General features: G+C 69.3%; 13 protein-coding genes and 1 tRNA gene. 8 read left to right on the top strand and 6 right to left on the bottom strand.

Annotated elements, in window-relative coordinates; translation table 11 throughout:
* Window positions 1–213 precede the first annotated feature (213 nt).
* From C516_RS0100195 to C516_RS0100180, 4 genes are all read right to left on the bottom strand, one after another.
* Window positions 214–903, bottom strand: coding sequence for a general secretion pathway protein GspB (locus C516_RS0100195; protein WP_018716325.1), 690 nt, complete (start codon window positions 901–903; stop codon window positions 214–216).
* Window positions 904–2,409 (bottom strand): ExeA family protein, encoded by a 1,506-nt coding sequence (locus C516_RS18030; RefSeq protein ID WP_018716324.1) that lies wholly within the window; start codon window positions 2,407–2,409, stop codon window positions 904–906.
* A 199-nt stretch (window positions 2,410–2,608) separates the two neighbouring features.
* Window positions 2,609–3,520 carry a DMT family transporter gene (locus tag C516_RS0100185; RefSeq protein WP_018716323.1) on the bottom strand — a complete coding sequence of 304 codons (912 nt, stop codon included), beginning with the start codon at window positions 3,518–3,520 and terminating at the stop codon, window positions 2,609–2,611.
* A gap of 16 nt (window positions 3,521–3,536) precedes the next feature.
* Window positions 3,537–4,427 carry a LysR family transcriptional regulator gene (locus tag C516_RS0100180; protein ID WP_018716322.1) on the bottom strand — a complete coding sequence of 297 codons (891 nt, stop codon included), beginning with the start codon at window positions 4,425–4,427 and terminating at the stop codon, window positions 3,537–3,539.
* A 1,144-nt stretch (window positions 4,428–5,571) separates the two neighbouring features.
* Between C516_RS0100180 and C516_RS0100175 the strand changes: the two genes are divergently transcribed.
* Complete coding sequence (locus C516_RS0100175) at window positions 5,572–6,699, top strand: zinc-dependent alcohol dehydrogenase family protein (protein WP_018716321.1); 1,128 nt, start codon at window positions 5,572–5,574, stop codon at window positions 6,697–6,699.
* A gap of 880 nt (window positions 6,700–7,579) precedes the next feature.
* On the opposite strand, the gene C516_RS0100170 is transcribed toward C516_RS0100175, so the two are convergent.
* Both C516_RS0100170 and C516_RS0100165 read right to left on the bottom strand, forming a co-directional pair.
* Window positions 7,580–8,920 (bottom strand): sigma-54-dependent transcriptional regulator, encoded by a 1,341-nt coding sequence (locus tag C516_RS0100170; RefSeq protein ID WP_018716320.1) that lies wholly within the window; start codon window positions 8,918–8,920, stop codon window positions 7,580–7,582.
* Complete coding sequence (locus C516_RS0100165; RefSeq protein ID WP_156831080.1) at window positions 8,917–10,500, bottom strand: sensor histidine kinase; 1,584 nt, start codon at window positions 10,498–10,500, stop codon at window positions 8,917–8,919. Before C516_RS0100165 ends, C516_RS0100170 begins: the two co-directional genes overlap by 4 nt.
* Window positions 10,501–10,643: 143 nt before the next feature.
* Between C516_RS0100165 and sucC the strand changes: the two genes are divergently transcribed.
* The 7 genes from sucC (at window position 10,644) to C516_RS0100130 (ending at window position 17,945) form a co-directional block, all read left to right on the top strand.
* Window positions 10,644–11,813: an ADP-forming succinate--CoA ligase subunit beta gene (gene sucC / locus C516_RS0100160; RefSeq protein ID WP_018716318.1), complete on the top strand. Its 1,170-nt coding sequence runs from the start codon at window positions 10,644–10,646 to the stop codon at window positions 11,811–11,813.
* Window positions 11,814–11,848: 35 nt separating this feature from the next.
* Window positions 11,849–12,721, top strand: coding sequence for a succinate--CoA ligase subunit alpha (gene sucD, locus C516_RS0100155; protein WP_018716317.1), 873 nt, complete (start codon window positions 11,849–11,851; stop codon window positions 12,719–12,721).
* Window positions 12,722–13,175: 454 nt separating this feature from the next.
* A complete protein-coding gene (locus C516_RS0100150) occupies window positions 13,176–15,374 on the top strand; it encodes a DUF3141 domain-containing protein (RefSeq protein WP_018716316.1) in 2,199 nt (732 codons plus the stop codon).
* Between the two features lie 550 nt (window positions 15,375–15,924).
* Window positions 15,925–16,001 (top strand) — tRNA-Met (locus C516_RS0100145).
* A 387-nt stretch (window positions 16,002–16,388) separates the two neighbouring features.
* Complete coding sequence (locus C516_RS0100140) at window positions 16,389–16,730, top strand: hypothetical protein (protein WP_018716315.1); 342 nt, start codon at window positions 16,389–16,391, stop codon at window positions 16,728–16,730.
* Between the two features lie 541 nt (window positions 16,731–17,271).
* Window positions 17,272–17,517, top strand: a complete 246-nt coding sequence (locus tag C516_RS0100135; RefSeq protein WP_018716314.1) for a DUF6364 family protein — start codon at window positions 17,272–17,274, stop codon at window positions 17,515–17,517.
* Complete coding sequence (locus C516_RS0100130; RefSeq protein WP_018716313.1) at window positions 17,514–17,945, top strand: type II toxin-antitoxin system VapC family toxin; 432 nt, start codon at window positions 17,514–17,516, stop codon at window positions 17,943–17,945. The genes C516_RS0100135 and C516_RS0100130 overlap by 4 nt, the downstream gene beginning before the upstream one ends.
* Window positions 17,946–18,151: the final 206 nt, after the last annotated feature.

Below are 18,151 nucleotides of genomic sequence, written 5' to 3'. Positions count from 1 at the left end.
CGGCTGCTCCTGGCAGCCGACATCTCCGGTGGTGTCTTAACGCCTGCGGCGCCTGGTCCACGCGTACGGCCGAGCCCGGCCGTTGTCCAGGGGCCGGCGCCCGACGTTCTCCGATGTCATGCGGGAATGTCGGCTGTCGACAGCAGTCGAGCTGTTGTTGAGCGGCGAGCGGGTGGCGGCATCTCCCTGTCGGCCGTGGGCCCGGGCGAGGCGCTAGCGCGGCGGGCCATCCACCGGCCAGAGGAAGCGGCGCCCTCGCCAGGCCAGCACCAACCCGTCACTGGTGATCGACTCGACCCGCGGGCCGACGGGGAGGGTGTCACCCTCGCGGTAGCGCTTCATGTCCACCATCACGAAACGGCGGGCCGGCTCCGGGGCGTAGACGTGAACGTTGATCGCGAAGGTCGGTACCTGGGCGCGGTAGGTCAGCGGCAGCTGGCCCCAGGGCGTGACCGGGCCGCTGCCGCCGTCCACGGCCGGTGGCGTCGCTACGGCGTCCGTGGTCTCCGCAGGACCACCATGGTTGTCCGTCCCGGTGCCGGTATCCGGGTCCTTGCCGGCGCGCCTCTCCACGCGTTTGCCGGCCGCAACCGTCCTGGGAACAGGGGCGGGCGTGGCCGCGGCATCCGCCGCGCTGTCGCCGGCGACCCGCCCGTCCACGGCCGCATCCGCCAGCAGCGACTCGCCGACCGGGCCGGTCACCGGTGGGACCGGTGCCGGGGTGGGGCGGGTTGCCAGATAGGCCGCGATGGCCAACGCGACGATCCCCGCCGCGGTGGCGGCCAGCACGGGCGTTACAGCCGGCCGGCGGGGGCGCACGGGTGGCGGCGGTGTGTGGCCCCCCGGCCCGTCGCCGTGCCGTTCGGACTCGGAGCGCCGAAGGGCATCCAGGATATAGGACATTCAGCCCTCCCCGCTCTCGGTTTCGCGCAGGTAGAACAGGGTCACCGCATCCAGCCGCCCGGTGACGGGCAGCCCGAGCTGGTGCTGGTAGTCACGCAGCTGCGCCGCCAGTGCCGGATCGAAGCGCGTGGCCAGGTCCGGCAGTGCCGGGGTGTGCAGCCGTCCGCGCAGCCAGCGTACGGACTCGCCGTCGTCGCCGGGGCCCGCCGGCAGCGGGGTAAGCCCGGGCGGGCGCCAGACCACCAGGGCGTCACCGGTCCACAGCGGCAGCAGTGCCGTGCGTGAGGCGGGGTGCGTGGTGTTGCCCCGGCGGAGTGTCGCGCCGGCGGAGGTGACGCCCTCGGCGAGGACGCTGCCGGCGCGGCCGTCCTCGTGCAGCTCCAGCAGGGCCGGACGGCGGAGCCGGGCGAGCGCCGGCCAGTCCGCGGCGAAGTGCAGGCAGGCGTAGCCGGCCAGCCGGGCCCGGGCGCATCCCGCCGGGCCGCCGCCGTCGCCCCGGTCCGCGGCGATGCCCATGCGCGCGAGTAACGCGTTCACCGCGTCATCGGCACGGGTGTAGGCCGCTGTGGCGACAACCTTCGCCGGGTCCTCCAGGCGGGGCGGGGCGTGTTCCCGGTCATGGGCGAGGAACGGCCACACCACGGCGACCGACGCGAGTACGGTGGCGATGGCCACGGCGGGCCACTGCCAGGCACTGTCGTGCTCGTGGCCGAGCTCCAGGGCGGCCTGGCGCACGAGCCCCCGGCCGATGCGCCGCCGCCCCCGGGCATAGCCGCCGAGCAGGGCACGGTCGGCGATCACGTTGATCAGCCGGGGAATGCCCCCGCTCGCCTCGTGCAGGGCGCGCACGGCGCCCTCCGTGAACAGGCCGGGATCGCCGCCGGCGGCGCTGAGGCGGTGGCGGACGTAGGCGCGGGTCTCGCCGCGCTCGAAGGGGCGGAGGTGGTAGCGTGCGGTGATGCGCTGCGCGACCTGGCGCATGTCCGTTCGCGCGAGGGTCGCGGCCAGCTCGGGCTGCCCCACGAGCAGGATCTGCAGGAGCTTCTCGTGGCGGGTTTCCAGGTTGGTGAGAAGCCGCAGTTGCTCCAGCACTGCTGCCGGCAGCGTCTGTGCCTCGTCAACCAGCAGTACAGTGGTGCGCCCCCGGGCGTGGGCGTCGAGCAGCCGGCGGTTGAGCTGGGCAACCAGTGCGGTCGCGTCCGCGTCTGGCTCAGGCGTTTCACCGAGTTCGCGCAGCACCGCGGCGACGAAGCCCTCGGTCGACTCCGCCGGGCGGTACAGCCAGGCGGTGTCCACGTCCCCCGGCAACCGCTCCAGCAGGGCGCGGGCGAGCAGGGTCTTGCCGGTGCCGACCTCGCCGGTGAGCAGCACGAAACCGGTGCGTTCGCGCACGCCGTAGACCAGGTGCGCGAGGGCCTCGCGGTGGGCCCGGCCCAGGAAGAGGAAGCCCGGATCGGGAGGCAGCGCGAACGCGCGGCCGTGAAGTCCGTAGGCGGCCTCGTACATGCGTTCTTCGCCCTCCGTCCCCGCCACGGGCCGGTGCCCGTCCACAGCGCCGCCGCCGGGCGTCGCGCCTCATCCCTGAAGCATACTACGCGCCGGCCCGGCGGCACTGTCGCTCTTCAGCGCGCCAGCCCGTCTCGTCGGCCGGGGCGAGGTTCACACCGGTATGTCGTGGCCGGCGGTGCCGGTGCCCGGAGTCAGTTCAGTCTTCGGTGGGCGTACGTGTGGCGAGGTAGAGGCCGACGAGGATGAACGCGCCGCCGACACCGTGGAATGCCGCTAGCCCCTCGCCGAGGAACAGCCAGGAAAGCCCGGCCGCGAATACCGGAATGAGGTAGAGGAACATCGCCGAGTTCGACGGGCCGACGCGGCGTACGCCCAGGTTCCAGCACGAGAACGCGATGAGCCCCGGAAAGATCGCGACGTAGAGGAACGGCAGTGCCAGTGCCGGGCGCATGGCAAAGCCGCCGCCGAGGGCGAGCTCCAGCAGGTAGAACGGCAGGATCACGGGCACGCCGAAGAGGATCTGCGCGGTGAGGAAGGTGCGCGCCGAGACCGGCACGGGGTGGCGGCGCATGAGCACGGAGAACAGCCCCCAGCAGGAGACCGCCGCGACCATGAGCAGGTCGCCGGGCTGGAAGTCCAGGTCGAGCAGCCTTGCCGGATTGCCCTGGGTGATCACGATCAGGATGCCGCACAGCGCGGCGGCGATGCCGGCCGCCTGGCCCCCGCGCATGCGCGCGCCAAGGAGTACCCAGGCGAGCAGGGCCACGATGATGGGCAGCGTGGAGTTGAGCAGCGCGATGTTCACCGCCGTGGTGGTGGTCGCGGCGAGGTAGAGCAGGGTGTTGAACGCCCCCACGCTGAGCGCGGCGATGGGCAGCATGGCGCGCCAGTGTGCGCGCACCACCGGCCACTCCCGGCGCAGCGGGCGCAGGCCGAAGGGCAGGACGATCACCAGAGCCAGCACCCAGCGCCAGAACGCCAGCGCCAGGGGCGGGATGGTGTCCACCACGCCGCGGGCGACCACGGCGTTGCCCGCCCAGAAGGCGGCGGTGAGGACGAGTCCGGTATAGGCCGTGACGAGGCCGCGGGTGCTGTAGGCGTCGCTCATGACTGACGGGTGGATCCTAGAGTTGCTGGCAGATGGTGCGCACGGTGCGCCGCAGCCACTGGCTCGCCTGGTCGGTTTCGGTGTTGGCGTGCCAGTACTGGCTGACCGGCGCCTCCTTGAGGGACAGCGGCGGTGGCACCAGCCGCAGTCCGCCCATTCCGGCAAACGCCTGCGCGGCGCGCCAGGGTATCGTGGCGACGAGGTCGGTGGCGGCCACGATGGGGGCCACGGACAGGAAGCTCGGGACCACCGCGGCGACCGTGCGGGAGAGGCCGTCGGCGGCGAGGGCGTCATCGATGCGGCGCGAAAGGTAGCGCGTGTGGCTCACGTCCAGGTGGCGAAGCGAAGCGAACAGCGGCATCGTCAGGCGGTCGCGGATCTCCGAATGATCGGAGCGGACCACGCACACGAACTGTTCCAGCAGCAGCCCCTCGTTGCGGAACTCCCGTTCCAGGTCCTCGCGGTTGCCGATGGCGAGGTCGATCTCGCCGCCGCGCAGGTCCTGCGCCACGGCCGGGTGCTCGCTGGCGACCACGTCCAGCTCGACCCCGGGGGCGGCGCGCGCGAGGTGATCCAGCAGCCGGGGGAGGATCACCGAGTCGCCGTAGTCGCTCATGGCCAGGCGGAAACGGTGCTGGGAGTGGGCGTAGTCGAACAGCCACTGCTCGGAGAGCGTATGGCGGACCAGCGTGAGCGCCTCGCGGATGGGGCCGGCGAGCTGACGCGCGCGCGGCGTAGGGGTCATGCCCCGGGCCTGGCGTACGAACAGCGGGTCATGGAAGAGCTCGCGCAGGCGGTTGAGTGCGTTGCTGGTCGCGGGCTGGCTCATCTCCAGGCGTGCTGCCGCACGGGTGATGCTGCCCTCATGGAGCACGGCGTCGAAGACGACCAGGAGGTTGAGATCCATTCCCCTGAAATTCATTGAATGAATATCACTTATAAGTGGAATGCGTTGCACCGATAGTGTGCTAAGCGTAACGTCGATTACGGCCTCTGGCCACTGCGGGTCGTGACAGGCTCCCCGTCTTCAGTGACCCGCAGTCATGGTTGATACAACCCTTCTGTCTGTTGCGATGCATTCCCCGGCTAGCAACAACCCCGGTCTCCGGATCGGGGTTTTTTTTGGTTCATCGCAAAGCGGCGGGCAGCGTCGGTCATTGCCGCCAGCCACCGGCCCGGAGAGACGCCGTTGTGGGTCAGCCCCGGGCAGGTGGACGTCGCTGCACAGCCATGAGTCCGGGTAGGGCGGTCGCTCCAGGCAACCGTCATTTTCTCCTGGCGGTGGTCGGTTGCCGAGGGGCAACGGGTCGACTTCCGGTTTGATGGATGTCGGCTGCCAGGAGCGGCCGACCTACGGCAGAGGTTGATCCTGGACCACCCGCCGGCCGGTGACGCCCCGCAACCGTCATGTCCCCCGGCGACTGTTGGTTGCCTTCGGGCAGCGGGTCGACGTCGGGTTTGATGGGGATATCGGCTGCCTGGCGCGGCCGGACTACGGCAGAGGTCGAATCGCCGTGAGCACGGGTAGGTCGGTTGCTCGAAGGCAACCGACAGCGGCGGTCGTGGTTGGTATGTCCGCCGCCCGGCGGGATGTCCGTCGCTCGCCTGCGGTGCCAGGTCCACGCGAACGCCCGACACTGCCCCTCCCACGGGCCGGAACGGCCCCGCGTCGGTTGTGCGCCGCAGGCGTGCAGCGTTTCGGTGGATTTGCGAGTGGATGTTGTACACGGCCCTGATGCCGGCGTACCCGCGGACGTGGACAACCCCGTCGCCGACGGTGGCCGCGACTGCGCCTGCCTCCTGCGCATCGTCCGTGATCTCTTCCCGATAAGGCGCGATGCGCTTTTTTCGCCGTGCTGTCCACCGCCGGCGTCTCCGGGGGGGAGGGCCAACGGCACCAGGGGTTTCCCATCCGGCAGGCCGGGCGGTGTATGCTCCGGCACAGATGACGTCGTGTACGCATGGCGAACGGATCAACAGGACAACGTGACACCCTGTCGACCGGTGCGGGATGGTCGACGCGATAACAATCGATAGAGGAGAGCCGTCCGATGAAGACCGAAATTGCGCTGCTGCGTGAGATGGGGGCACGCCGGCCGTACACCGATTCCCGGCCGCTGGAGATCGTCGAGGCGGAACTCGACGAGCCGGGATCCGGCGAAATGGTGGTGCGGATGGCGGCCGCCGGGCTGTGTCACTCGGACCTCTCGGTCATCAACGGCGACCGCCCCCGTGACATGCCCGTTGCCCTCGGGCACGAGGCCTCGGCGGTGGTCGAGTCCGTCGGCCCCAACGTCACCCGATTCCAGCCCGGGGACCACGTGGTGCTGATCTTCGCCCCCTCCTGCGGTCATTGCGTGCCCTGCGCCGAGGGGCGTCCCGCGCTGTGTGAGCCGGCCGCGGCCGCCGCCGGCAGGGGGGCGCTGATCGGTGGCGGGAAGCGCATCTCCCGTAACGGCGAGACCATCAACCATCACGTCGGGGTGTCCGCCTTCTCGCGGCACGCGGTGGTCTCCGAGGCATCCTGCGTGAAGATCGACAAGTCGATCCCGCTGGACAAGGCGGCACTGCTGGGCTGCGCGGTCCTCACGGGGGCGGGCGCGGTGCTCAACTCCGGCGACCTCCAGGCGGGGCAGAGCTGTGCCGTGGTCGGCCTCGGTGGTGTCGGCCTGACAGCGCTGCTCGGCGCCATCGCCGCCGGCGCGAGCCAGATCATCGCCGTGGACCTGGCGGCGGACAAGCGGGGCTTCGCCCTGGAACTGGGGGCGACCCATGCCGTCGACCCGAACGCGCCGGATGCGGTCGCGGAGCTCCGCGAGCTGAGCGGGGGCGGTGTGGATCTGGCCGTGGAGGTCGCCGGTGCCGCGCCGGCGCTCAGGTTCGCCTACGACGTCACCCGCCGGGGCGGCACCACCGTCACCGCGGGGCTGCCGAATCCCAAGGCGGAGCTGACGATCCCCGCGGTGTCGCTGACCGCGAATGAGCACACCCTCAAAGGGTCCTATGTCGGCTCCTGCGTGCCGGTGCGCGACATCCCCCGGTTTGCCCGGATGATGCTTCAGGGGCAGCTGCCCATCGAGCGGCTGATGACCCATCGCCTGGGCCTGGATGAGCTCAACGAGGGTTTCGAGCGGCTCGCCGCTGGCGAGGCGATCCGTCAGGTGGTGATCTTCGACTAGGGCCGGTGATCGTGAACACCCTCTCCCCAGCCCCTCTCCCGTGAAGGGAGAGGGGCCCGGAGCGTGGGCCGGCAAGGTCACAGGCCGTAGCCCCTCACCCGTGAAGGGAAAGGGGCCCGGAGCGTGGGCCGGCAAGGTCACAGGCCGTAGCCCCTCTCCCGTGAAGGGAGAGGGGCCCGGAGCGTGGGCCGGCAAGGTCACAGGCCGTAGCCCCTCACCCGTGAAGGGAAAGGGGCCCGGAGCGTGGGCCGGCAAGGTCACAGGCCGTAGCCCCTCACCCGTGAAGGGAAAGGGGTCCGGAGCGTGGGTCGGCAAGGTCACAGGTCGTAGCCCCTCACCCGTGAAGGGAAAGGGGCACGGAGTGTGGGTCGGCAGGGCCACAGGTCGTGCGCGGTATCCGTTGTCGGCATGAGGCCGTGGCGTTGTGTGACTTCGGTGCATGACCTGCGCGACCGCCTCGCCGGAGGGCGTCGGCTGCCAGGAGCAACCGGTGTGCGGCCGCGCAGTGCCCCTCTCCCCTTGCGGGAGAGGGGTTGGGGGAGAGGGGGTCTCCCAAGGCCGGGGCTCTTGCGGGACCGCCATGCCGGGGGCCCCGCAGGCTTGCTGCTCACGGCAGCCAACACCCCGCCTTACGGCACCGACCGACTCGCAGTGGCGTATCCGGGTGCCGGGTCAGACCCTCTCCCCATTCCCTCTCCCGTGAAGGGAGAGGGGCCCGGAGCGTGGGTCGGCAAGGTCACAGGTCGTAGCCCCTCTCCCGTGAAGGGAAAGGGGCACGGAGTGTGGGTCGGCAAGGTCACAGGCCGTAGCCCCGCCCCCGTGAAGGGAGAGGAACCCGGAGTGGAGGTTGGGTACGGTGGCAGGTGGTGCGGTGTCCGGGCTACTCCATGTCCAGCTTCTTGAGCCGGTAGCGCAGGGCGCGGAAGCTGATGCCGAGAAGCTGGGCGGCGGCGGTCTTGTTGTTGCCGCTCTTCTCCAGCGCCCGGGAGATCAGGCCGCGCTCGATGTCCTCCAGGTACGATTCCAGCTCGAAGCCGTCACCGGGCTCCGGGGTCAGGGGGACGGCGGGGCTTGCCATCATGCCGTCCTCGGGCAGGTTGAGGTCGGTGGCCGTGACCGTGCTGCCGTCGCTGAGTGCGACCACACGCTCGAGGACGTTCTCCAGCTCGCGGACGTTGCCGGGGAAGCGGTAGCACTGGAGTGTGCGCAGGGCGTCGTCGCTCAGGGTGAAGCCGTGATCCGTCTCGCCGGTGATCGCCCGGAGCATGTGGTCGACCAGCAGCGGGATGTCCTCCGGGTGCTCGCGCAGCGAGGGGGCGCGCACCTGGATCACGTGGATGCGGTAGAAAAGGTCCTGGCGGAACTCGCCGGCGGCGACCAGGGCGTCCAGGTCGCGGTGGGAGGCGGAGAGGATGCGCACGTCGACGGGCACCTCGCTGGAGCTGCCTACCGGGCGCACCGCCTTCTCCTGGATGGCGCGCAGCAGCTTCACCTGCATGTGCGGCGGCAGGTCCGCGACCTCGTCGAGGAACAGTGTCCCCCCGTGCGCGGCCTGGAACAGGCCCTCGCGGTCACTTGACGCACCGGTGAAGCTGCCCTTGCGATGGCCGAAGAACTCGCTCTCCATGAGTTCCGCGGGGATGGCCCCGCAGTTCACCGGCACGAACGGCTCGCCGCGGCGCGGGCCCTTGTCGTGGATCAGCCGGGCGATGAGCTCCTTGCCGGTGCCGGATTCGCCACAGATGTACACCGGGGCCTGGCTGCGCGCCACCTTTACCACGGTCGAGCGTATCGACCGCATGGGCGACGACTCCCCGAGGAGGATGTCCCGGGAGCGGCGATCCGCCGGGGACTCGCTCAGGCGCAGGGCGTGCTCGACGAGCTGGCGGAGCACCGAGAGATCCACGGGCTTGGTGACGAAGTCGAAGGCGCCGGCCTTGAGTGCCTGGATGGCGGTGTCGATGCTGCCGTAGGCCGTGATCATGGCCACCGGCATGTGCGGGTAGTTCGAGGTGATGTGGCGCACCAGGTCGAGGCCGTCCCCGTCCGGCAGGCGCATGTCCGTCAGGCACAGGCCGAACGCCTCGCGCTCGAGCAGCCGCCGGGCCTCGGCGAGGTTGGCGGCGCTGCGCGCCTGGATGTCCATGCGCCCGAGCGTGAGCTCGGCGAGGTCGCGGATGTCCGCCTCGTCGTCGACGATCAGCGCCTGCGGTCTGTTCATGCCTGCCCTCCCTGCTGTGCTCCGTCCGGCGCCGCGAAGGTAACCCGAAAGCACGCCCCTGTCTTCTCCGGGCGCAGCTCGATGCGGGCGCTGTTGGCCTCGCAGAGCTCGCGGGAGAGGTAGAGGCCGAGGCCGGTGCCGCCGCGGCGGCTGGTGGCGAAGGGCTCGAAGAGGTGGTCCCGGATCTCGGCGTCGATGCCCGGGCCGTTGTCCCGCACCTCCAGGTACGGCGCGCCGCGTTCGTCGCGGCCGGTGACCACGGTCACCGCCGGGTGCTCGCCGGCGTGGTCCATGGCGTTGCGCAGCAGGTTCTCCAGGACCTGGCGCATGTGCGAGCGGTCGAACAGGGCGGTGATCGCGGTGGCCTGGACGTCCACCTCGCCGCCGCTGAACGCGGCCTGCCACTCCGATACCACGCGGGGGGCCCACTCGGCGAGGTCCACCGTTTCGAGCTGCGCGGGGGAGCGGCGGGAGAGCTGGAGGACGTTCTCCACCGTCTCGTTGAGCCGCCGGCTCTGCTTGGTGATGATCCCCACCAGCCGGCGGTCGCCGTCCTGCAGGTAGTCCGCCTCGCCGAGGAGCTGGGTGGCCTGCATGATCGCCGACAGCGGGTTGCGGATCTCGTGGGCGATGCTCGCGGTCAGCCGGCCCATGGAGGCGAGCTTCGCCTGCTGGATCTGGGCGCGTACCGCCGTGAGGTCTTCCAGGAAGAGCAGCGTGCCGCCGCGCTGGCTGTCGCCCACCGGGACGAACCGGGGCAGGTAGTCGATACCGCTGACGGTGATCGGCGTGCGCTCGGCGCCGTCGTCGGCCTCGAATGCCCGCTGCAGGGCGGGGGCGCGTTCGGCGAGGGTCGGTGTCTCCCCGTCCAGGCGGCCGATGATGCCGGTGGCCAGACGGTTGGCGAGCCGGATGTGGCCGTCGCGGTCCAGCGCGATCACGCCGGTGTCCAGTCGCTGGACGATGTGTGCGTTGAGCGCCTCCAGGTTCGCCACGTCCAGGCCGCGTTCGGCGGCCAGGGCCTCGCTCTCCCGGGCGCGGCGGGCGAGCAGGGCGGCGGCGGTGGAGGTCACGAAGATGGCGATGCCGAGCAGGGCCACCTGGGTGTAGCCGTCGGTCTTCGCGTGACCGGCGATCCGGGCGAGCGTCTGTACCGCCAGCAGGGCGATGGTGGCCGCTGCGGCGAAGAAGGCACCGAGGCGCAGGCCGGTGAGCAGACTGCCGCCGGCCACCGCGGTGATGAGCAGCACGCCGAGCGCGGTCTCGCTGCTGCCGAGCGCACTGATCAGCAGGGCGATGGCGACGACGTCGGCAAGCACCCCGGCCACCACCTGGACCACGAAGGGCTCCACCCGTCGCCAGGCCGCGAACAGGAACAGTGTGCTGGCGGCAACGTAGAGCAGCGCGACGGCGGTGAATCGCCCGGGCTGGAGCGCGCTGAACACGCCGGTGTTGCCGCCCAGGGCGATGCCGGCGAGCAGCAGCACGGCCACCACCACGCGGTAGCCGGAGAAGATCAGCAGGGGGCGCCAGGTCAGGGCCGCGTGGCCGTTGGCGTTCTGCGGCGGTGTCGCTGTCATATGGCCGTCCGTCAGGTCGTTGGCGATGCCCGGCGTCAGCATAAAACTGACTGACTAGTCAACATGACGCCCCGTTCGCTTTTGATCTGCCCCGGGGATTGGTGGAGAATACCCGGGCTTTTTCACGGAGGTAGGGCGCATCAATGAATCTCCACGAATTTCAGGCAAAACATCTATTCACGCAATACGGCATCGCAATCCCGAAGGGATACGTCGCCCGTAGCGGTGACGAGGCGCGCTCGGCGGCCGAGAAGCTCGGCGGCAGCGTCTGGGTGGTCAAGGCCCAGGTGCACGCCGGCGGCCGCGGCAAGGCCGGCGGCGTGAAGCTTGCCAAGAGCCTCGACGAGGTCGTCCAGTACACCGAGTCCATGCTGGGCGAGCGGCTGGTCACGCACCAGACCGACGACAAGGGCCTGCCCATCAACGCGGTGATGATCGAGCAGGGGCTGAACATCGAGCGCGAGCTCTATCTCGGTGCCGTGGTCGATCGCGCCTCCAAGCGCATCACCTTCATGGCCTCCGAGGCGGGCGGCATGGACATCGAGGAGGTGGCGGCGAGCACCCCCGAGAAGATCCTCACGGTCAAGGTCAGCCCGGCGGCCGGCCTACAGCCGTACCAGTGCCGCGAGCTCGGCTTCGGCATGGGGCTGGGCAAGGAGCAGATCAAGCAGCTCACCCGGATCATGAGCGGGCTCTACAACGCGTTCACCGACCGTGACCTCTCGCTGATCGAGATCAACCCGCTGATCCTCACCGCCGAGGGCGACCTGCTCGCGCTGGACGCGAAGGTCAACGTCGACGACAACGCCATCGAGATCGGCCGTCAGCCCGAGATCGCGGACATGCGCGATGTCAGCCAGGAGGACGAGACCGAGGTGCAGGCCGCCGAGCACGGCCTGAACTACATCACCCTCGACGGCAATATCGGCTGCATGGTCAACGGCGCCGGCCTGGCGATGGCCACCATGGACGTGATCAAGCTCCACGGCGGCGAGCCGGCCAACTTCCTCGACGTCGGCGGTGGCACCAACAAGGAGCGCGTCACCGAGGCGTTCAAGATCATCTCCGCGAGCCCGGACGTGCAGGGTATCCTGGTGAACATCTTCGGCGGCATCGTGCGTTGCGACATGATCGCCGAGGGCATCATCGAGGCGGTCAAGGAAGTCGGCGTGAAGGTGCCGGTGGTCGCGCGCCTCGAGGGCACGAATGTCGACAAGGGCAAGGAGATCCTTGCCAACAGCGGCCTGGACATCATCGCCGCTGACGACCTCACCGACGGCGCCAAGAAGGTCGTCGCCGCGGTGGGCGCCTGACGCGACATTCGGATCAGCAACGAGGTTCAAGCGAGATGAGTATTCTTGTCGACAAGAACACGAAGGTGATCGTGCAGGGCTTCACCGGCAAGCAGGGCACCTTCCACGCCGAGCAGTGCATCGCCTACGGCACCAACATCGTCGGGGGCATCACCCCGGGCCGCGGCGGCGAGACCCACCTGGACCGCCCGGTGTTCAACACCGTGGGTGACGCGGTCGCGGAGACCGGCGCCCAGGCGAGCATGATCTACGTGCCGGCGGCCTTCGCCGCGGACGCGATCCTCGAGGCCGCGGATGCGGGCATCAAGGTCATCGCCTGCATCACCGAGGGCATCCCGGTGCAGGACATGCTCAAGGTCAAGGCGGCGCTGGCGGACTACGACGCCACCCTGATCGGGCCGAACTGCCCCGGCGTCATCACCCCCGGCGAGTGCAAGATCGGCATCATGCCCGGTCAGATCCACAAGGCCGGCTCCATCGGCATCGTCAGCCGCTCCGGCACGCTGACCTACGAGGCGGTCAAGCAGACCACCGACGTGGGCCTGGGCCAGAGCACCTGCGTGGGCATCGGCGGCGACCCGATCCAGGGCATGAGCTTCATCGACGTGCTCGAGCGCTTCGAGGCCGACCGCCAGACCAAGGGCATCGTCATGGTCGGCGAGATCGGCGGCACCGCCGAGGAAGAGGCCGCGGAGTACATCCAGAGCAACGTGCGCAAGCCGGTCGTCGCCTACATCGCGGGCGTCACCGCGCCCCCCGGCAAGCGCATGGGCCATGCCGGCGCGATCATCAGCGGCGGCAAGGGCACCGCGGACGACAAGTTCGGCGCCCTGGAGAAGGCCGGTGTCGCCACCGTGCGCTCCCCCGCGGAGATCGGTGCGCGCATCAACGAGTTCTTCACCGGCTGAACCGGTGACGCCCCGCGGGGCGGCCGGCACGGTCGCCGCCCCGTTCGGCCCCGCCTTGCGGGGCGGGCCGGGCAGGTCCTGAGGGCCTGCCCCGGCTGTTCCCGCCGAATGCCCCCCGATCTTCACCGGCACCGCCTTCCGCATGCCCCCCGGGCGGTTCAGAATCCGTCCATCCCTGGATGGACCGGCAAGCACCTGATGCCCGTCGGATTCCGTTTGACTGTGGATCGTTGCAGTGGCAAGAATGCAGGCGTGACTGTAACAGGCCGATCACTCCGCGGAACGTCGCGCCCCCGGGCGCTATGGTCGGCGGCCAGCTCCCCCGTGGCATCGTCCGTTCCTCCCTGTCGGCGTCGTCTGCCCCGGCATCCGGTTCGACCGGGAGGGCGAGGGGGCGTTGTGGGCCGGTCCGCCCGCAGTCACGCCAATCCCCTGATGGAAAGTGGATAGCGCCATGATGATGCCGCCCCTGCCGGTTGACCCGATGCCGATGTTCGATCCGTTCGGCGTGGTCCGTGCCGCCAACGAGTACTGGCGCGATGCGCTGGAGCGCAGCGTCCTGTACATGGACGTCATGCGCCAGCGCGGTAATCAGTACCTCGAGCACATGGAGAAGACCAAGCCCAACGTGCTCGGCTTCGAGGCGGAGGTGCTGGTCAACGGCCGGGATCTGCCCCATCCGGTCAACTACGAGCTGCTGCGCATCGAGCCGCCGGAAGGCGTCGAGACGGACCCGCTCAAGCGCCCGTTCGTGGTGGTCGACCCGCGGGCGGGGCACGGTCCGGGCATCGGCGGCTTCAAGCCGGACAGCGAGGTCGGCGTGGCGCTGCGCGCCGGCCACCCCTGCTACTTCATCGGCTTCCTGCCGTATCCGGAGCCGGGCCAGAGCGTCGAGGACGTGGTCGAGGCGGAGATCGCCTTCCTGCGCCATGTCGGCGAGCGCCACGCCGACGTCTCCGAGCGGCCCATGGTGGTGGGCAACTGCCAGGCCGGCTGGCAGATCATGATGGCGGCGGCGCTGGAGCCGGACCTGTTCGGCCCGATCCTCATCGCCGGTGCGCCGCTGTCGTACTGGGCCGGCGAGCGGGGCGGGGCGCCGATGCGCTATACCGGCGGCATGACCGGTGGCAGCTGGACCACCGCGCTGCTGAGCGATCTCGGCGACGGGCTGTTCGACGGCGCCTGGCTGGTGCAGAACTTCGAGCGCCTCAATCCGGCGAACACCTACTGGGCCAAGCAGTACAACCTCTACGCCAATATCGACACGGAGGCGCAGCGCTACCTGGAGTTCGAGCGCTGGTGGGGCGGGCACGTCTTCCTCGGCGCCGAGGAGATCCAGTACATCGTGGACAACCTGTTCGTCGGCAACCGGCTGTCCACCGCCCAGCTCGTCACCCGCGACGGCCGGCGGGTCGACCTGCGCAACGTGCGCTCGCCGGTGGTGGTGTTCTGCTCCCGCGGCGACAACATCACGCCCCCGCCCCAGGCGCTGGGCTGGATCCGCGACCTCTACGAGGGCGTGGACGACATCATCGCCAACGTCCAGACGATCGTGTACTGCGTGCACGACACCACCGGACACCTGGGGATCTTCGTCTCGGGCAGCGTCTCGCGCAAGGAGCATACCGAGTTCACGGCGAACATGGACTACATCGACGTCCTGCCGCCGGGGCTCTACGAGACCACCGTCACCCCCGCCGACGAGCTGACTGCCGGGGCCTCGCCGGAGCGCGACTACCTGCTGGAGTTCCAGCAGCGCTCGGTGGAGGAGCTGGACGAGGAGATCCAGCACCGGCCCGAGGACGATACCCGCTTCGCCACCGTGGCGCGGGTCTCGGAGATCAACCTCGGGCTCTACCGGCTGTTCGTCCAGCCGTGGGTGCGGGCCACGGTCACGCCGGACCTCGCGACCTGGATCCGCCGTCTGCACCCCAGCCGCCTGCGCTACAAGGTGTTCTGCGACCGCAACCCGTTCATGTACGGGCTGCCGGCGCTCGCCGAGGGCGTGCGCGAGGATCGCCACCCGGTGTCGGAGGACAACCCCTTCCGTGTGATCGAGGGGCTGGTCTCCAACGAGATCGTCTTCGGCCTCAATACCTTCCGCGATCTGCGCGACCGGGCCATGGAGTGGTTGTTCATCGACCTCTACGGCCAGCCGTTGCTGCAGGCGCTGGTGGGGCTGCACGGCGACGCGCACGTGCATCGCCGGCGTCCGGGGGCGGAGCCGGAGCACCGGCGCTTTATCGAGCGGCGCAAGGCCGAGCTGCGCCACCACATTGCCGAGGGCGGTGCCCACGAGGCGCTGATGCGTTCGGTGATCTACATCCTGGGTGGGGCGCCGGGCACCGACGAGCGCAACTTCAAGCGCCTGCGGGCCTCCCGTGCGGAGCTGGAGCCGGCCACCGACCTGGCGTCCTACAAACGCCTGGTGCGGGACCAGTTCTTCATCCTCCGCCTGGACCGTGACGCGGCGCTGGAGGCGATCCCCGAGCTCCTCCGTGGTGAGAGCGGGAGCGCCATCGACGCCCACCTCCAGCACCTGGATCACGTCCTTGCCGCCAGCGGCGAGCTCTCCGAGCACGCCGCGGCCCGGTACCAACAGGTCCGGGCCCTGTTCGAGCGGGCCAAGACGCCAAGGGTGGCGACCTCCTGATCGCAGGTTCCCAGGGCCGTACGGGGGAAACGTCGCACGTGGCCTGCCACCGTGCCCGCCCGTACTCCGGGCCCCTCTCCCTTCACGGGAGAGGGTGTGGCCCGGGGCGTGGCTATGCCGTTGCGAGCCAGCCGGTGCAATGAGGCGGGATGTTGGCTGCCAGGAGCAGCCAACCTACGTGAACGGTCACCGCTGGGCCTCTGCCGTGGGTCGGCTGCTTCTGGCAGCCAACCTGCGTGAACGGTCACCGCTGGGTCTCTGCGGTAGGTCAGCTGCTCCTGGCAGCCGACATCCGCCGGCGCGACGATCGGGGAGATCGTGCACCGAAGACGGTATAACGCCCCACGACCCCACGTCGGTGACGGGGTCGCACACGGCTTTTGACCTTGCCCGCCTGCACTCCGGGCCCCTCTCCCTTCACGGGAGAGGGGTTGGGGAGAGGGTGTGGCCCGCCCCCTGTAGACCGTTCACCGCAGGGACGTATGCTGGCCCGCGCTTGACAGCGCGGGTCACCGAGGCAAAAATACGCGCTCGCTGAACGCGATACCGTGGCTACGTAGCTCAGTTGGTTAGAGCACCACACTCATAATGTGGGAGTCGGTGGTTCGAATCCACCCGTAGCCACCATTTCCCCCTCCCGTATTCTCCCCTCACCGTACAGATGTATCCGTGCCCCTGGATGGTGGTGCGCGTATCCCTCGTCTTGCTCCCGTTTACTGGTCCCCATGAGCTTGGCAGTCCGTGTCACCGGTGCCGGCTGGATGGGCGGGCTATGCCAGTGCGTCTCCCTTGCGTCTACCCACGTCCGGCCGTGACGCGTGAACGGATCGCTCCGGGGATTGAACCGGGACGCGGTGAACCTCATTTCGGGGGCTCCGGCTGGGTGAGGTGCGATTTATGGGCGCTCAATCGTCACGATCGACACTTTTAATAGTTGGCATATAGTCCATATGCGGACGATTATGATAGGATGCTATCGTTCTTTGGGAATGAGAAATCACAGGAGGCATTACCATGACCAAGACAACGATCGCCGCACTCGCCGCAGCCATCACCCTGGGCCTCGGTTCCGCCGCCGCCGGCGCCGCTCCCGTGGGCCACGGGACCCTCGGTGGCCGGGTTTCCCCGCAGGACCTCACCCAGGCTGGCGTGCAGGGGACCGCCGGGTTCGCGGCGCACTTCGCCGGGCCGGCCAACCCGAACATCGACCCGCGTCTGCTGGGTGGTGAGCTGATGGAGCAGGACCTGAGCCCCGTGACTTCGGGCCCGGCGACCGAGCCGGTCCACGCTGTGACGAGCCATCGTCCTGTGTTCTACGGCAAGGTCAGCCCGGTGGGCGATAGCGTCTCCGGCTGAGCCGGTGCGGTTGTCGCTGGCGATGTCCGTCCCCGACCAGGCGTCACGCGACACCGACAGTACCGGGCGCTGGTAACGGCGTCCGGGCCATAATCTGACTCCCCCCCTTGATAACGCCGCAGCCTCCGGGCTGCGGCGTTTGCCTTTGGCGAGTCACCGTCACGGACCGCTCGGTCCGAGGGCATCCCTCGTCGTGAATACACCCTGCCGTTTCTGCCGTTGCCTGGCTATTGCCGGAACGGCCGGGAGGCCACCAGCGTCATGGCGGTGCGGGAAACCCGTGTCCGACGGCACGGCCCGAATGGCCAGGCCACAGGGTCTCCTCTGAACGCCACGGTAGGTCGCCCACGGCCATGGGCTGTGGGCGACATGTCCCGTGTTGTCGCACGCCTTCGGTGCACGACCCGCCCGTCCGGTTGTTCGGAGCGCGTTGGCCGACCGGGAGGGTGGCCGAATAATGTGCGTAAGGCCCTTCCGTGATTGTCCGTACACGACGGTAGCCGTACACTCAGAGTGAAAAAGCCGTACACGAGGGCCAGCCATGGCCGCAGAAACGACTAAGCTGACCATCCGGTTGCCCACACGCGACGTCGAGTTTGCGAAGGCCTATGCGTCGGCCCATGGGCTAACGGTCACCGAGGTTATCGACCGGTACCTACGCCGTATGCGTGCGCTGGAAGAACGTATGCCGGTTCCCGAGCTCGACGAGATTACGGGGCTGGTCCCGGCCGACGTGGATGTCGAGGCGGAATACCAAGCCCATCTTCGGGAAAAACACAGCCGGTGATCCTCCTGGATCTCAACGTCATCCTCGATGTCGTCCAGCAGCGTGAGCCCCACTACCGTCCATCGGCGGCGGTCCTCGAGCGGGTCATTCGTGGGTATGACCGGGCCTGCCTTCCTGCCCACGCGCTGACGACTGTGCACTATATCGTCGCCCGCTATCAGAATTCGGCGAAGGCCAATAATGCCGTGGACTGGATGTTGCGTTACATGACGGTTGCCCCTATCACGCATGCAGTAGCGATAAGGGCCCGGGCTCTGGACTGGCCGGATTTCGAGGACGCGATGGTGGCGGCGGTGGCTGAGGCCGCCGAGTGCACGACAATTGTCACGCGCAACGTCAGGGATTTTGAGTCCTCTCCTGTACCGGCCCTGACGCCTTGCGAGTATCTGACAAGCCTGGATAACAACGGCATCCCGAAGGGCGCGTAGGCCGCGCACGGCCAGGGGACGTGTGCGACATCCCCGGCCTATCCGCCACGTCACGCGCCTGCGGCGCACGACCTGCGCGGCGGGTCCGCGACGGCGTATCCACGTGCCAGGCCACACCCTCTCCCCAACCCCTCTCCCGTGAAGGGCGAGGGGCCCGGAACGGTAGGTCGTGCACGGCCACCGGCCGTGTGCGACATCCTCACTGG

The organism is Arhodomonas aquaeolei DSM 8974 (assembly GCF_000374645.1).
Lineage (GTDB): Bacteria > Pseudomonadota > Gammaproteobacteria > Nitrococcales > Nitrococcaceae > Arhodomonas > Arhodomonas aquaeolei.
Note: the sequence above shows the minus strand (reverse complement) of the source record. Positions and strands in the feature narration are given on the sequence as shown.